This is a genomic window from Sulfurihydrogenibium yellowstonense SS-5 (genome assembly GCF_000173615.1).
GTDB lineage: Bacteria > Aquificota > Aquificia > Aquificales > Hydrogenothermaceae > Sulfurihydrogenibium > Sulfurihydrogenibium yellowstonense.
Genome location: NZ_ABZS01000220.1, coordinates 1 through 2,169 on the forward strand (window position 1 = coordinate 1; position 2,169 = coordinate 2,169).

Annotated in this window: 2 protein-coding genes and 1 pseudogene; 1 reads left to right on the top strand and 2 read right to left on the bottom strand. The window is 35.9% G+C overall.

The genetic code is table 11. From position 1 onward, the window contains the following. Together lepA and SULYE_RS08130 are read right to left on the bottom strand one after the other, a co-directional pair. Positions 1-1,372: translation elongation factor 4 (lepA, locus tag SULYE_RS07760; protein ID WP_043989344.1), on the bottom strand; the 1,372-nt coding region annotated here is incomplete at its 3' end. Positions 1,373-1,391: 19 nt separating this feature from the next. Then, positions 1,392-1,559, bottom strand: a pseudogene (locus SULYE_RS08130) (GTP-binding protein); the annotation flags it as partial. Between the two features lie 81 nt (positions 1,560-1,640). Here SULYE_RS08130 and SULYE_RS07765 point away from each other — a divergent pair. Further along, on the top strand, positions 1,641-2,169 hold a 529-nt coding region (locus SULYE_RS07765), incomplete at its 3' end, for a transglycosylase domain-containing protein (protein ID WP_007548221.1).

Below are 2,169 nucleotides of genomic sequence, written 5' to 3' on the forward strand. Positions count from 1 at the left end.
AAACTGTTTTTAGTTTATCATGAAAGTCAAACAAAACCTCTCCAAGTGGAATTTCATATCTAAGTAAAACTGTTTTTTGGTCTATGTATTCAAAGCCTTTTTGAATTCCTCTTTTTTCTTGTACAAGTTGCATGATTGAACCAACATACTCACTTGGCGTAATGATGCTTGCTTCTATGTATGGCTCTAAAATTTTATCTATCTCGTTTGGATTTGGAAGTTGTGAAGGATTTCTTACTTCTATCTCCTCTCCTTTTGTTGTAATTACTTTATAAATAACGTTTGGTGCGGTTGTGATTAGCTCAATACCATACTCTCTTTCAAGTCTCTCTTGAACGATCTCAAGATGAAGCAGACCTAAAAATCCACATCTAAATCCCATTCCAAGCGCAGGAGATGATTCTACTTCGTAAGTTAATGCTGCGTCATTAATAGAGTATCTTTCTAACGCATCTCTCATATCTTCAAAGGTTGTGTTTCCGGTTGGGTATAATCCGGCGTATACCATAGGTTTTGCCGGTCTAAATCCTTCAACCGGTTTATCTGTCGGTCTTTTTGCGTCTGTTATGGTGTCTCCAACTCTGATATCTCTAACGTCTTTGATAGCTGCCGCAACGTAGCCAACATCTCCGGCTTTTAGGCTATCGAGCTTCGTCATCTTTGGCGTTTGTGCTCCAACCTCTGTAACTTCAAACTCTTTTCCTGTTGACATTAATCTAATTCTTGTTCCTACTTTAACTTCTCCATCAATAACTCTTATGAATGCTACAGCTCCTCTGTATGGGTCGTAGTAAGAGTCAAAGATTAAAGCTTTTAATGGTTTGTTTTCATCGCCTTTTGGTGGCGGGATTCTTTTGACTATTGCTTCTAATATGTCCTCTATTCCTATGCCTGCTTTCCCTGATGCTAAAATTGCTCCTTCTTGGTCAAGTCCTAAAACTTCTGCAATCTGCGTTTTTATCCTTTCTACATCAGCAGACGGAAGGTCTATTTTGTTTATGACCGGTATTATTTCAAGGTTTAGGTTTAATGCTTGCCAAAATGTAGCTATGGTTTGAGCTTCTATTCCTTGCGTTGCATCTATGAGTAATAATGCCCCTTCGCATGCTGCTAATGACCTTGACACTTCGTATCCAAAGTCTACGTGTCCGGGCGTATCTATTAAATGTAGTGTATAATCTTTATACTTTAATCTAACTGCTTGGAGTTTTATAGTAATTCCTCTTTCTCTTTCTATGTCAAGAGTGTCTAAAAGCTGTTCTTTCATTTCTCTTTTTTCTAATCCGCCTGTAAACTCAATAAGTCTATCTGCCAAGGTTGATTTTCCATGGTCTACATGGGCTATTATAGAAAAGTTTCTGATTTTTTCCATCCTCTCGCTCAAATTCTTACACCTCAACAGTAATTCCTCTTTCTCTTTCTATACTAAAAGTATCTAAGAGTTGCTCTTTCATTTCTCTTTTTTTGCATCCACCTTTAAAACTCAATAAGCCGTATGCCAATGTTGATTTTCCAATGGCTACCAGAGCTATTATAGAAAAGTTTTTGATTTTTTCCATCCTCTCGCTCAAATTCATACACCTCTTTGGCAAAATTGTATAATATTATAATCTATTAACTTTCAGCTAAAAGGACAGATTTTGAAGAAAAAAATTATTTTAGGACTGGCAGGTTTTATCTCACTGTTTACACTTATTTTTGGCTTATACGTTTTTATCATCACGAGAGACCTGCCAGATGTAAAAGAGCTTGAAAACTGGAAGCCACCGGAAGCATCTGTAATCTACGATTATAAAGATAGAGTATTTTCAGAGCTTTACGTTCAAAAAAGATACTACGTTTCTATTGACAAGATTCCAGACTTTGTAAAAAAAGCATTTATAGCCGTAGAAGATAAAACATTCTACGAAAATCCTGGGATAGATTTTTTTGGGATACTAAGGGCTTTTATTAAAAATATTTTCAGCGGCGGCGTTGTTGAAGGTGGAAGTACAATTTCTCAACAGCTTGCTAAAAACTTATTCTTAACACCAGAAAGAAGTATAAACAGAAAAATTAAAGAAATAGTCTTGGCGCTTAGATTAAACAAAGTTTACTCAAAAGAAAAAATTCTTGAATTGTATCTTAATCAAATTTATTTAGGACAAGGAAGCTATGGAGTAGAAGCGG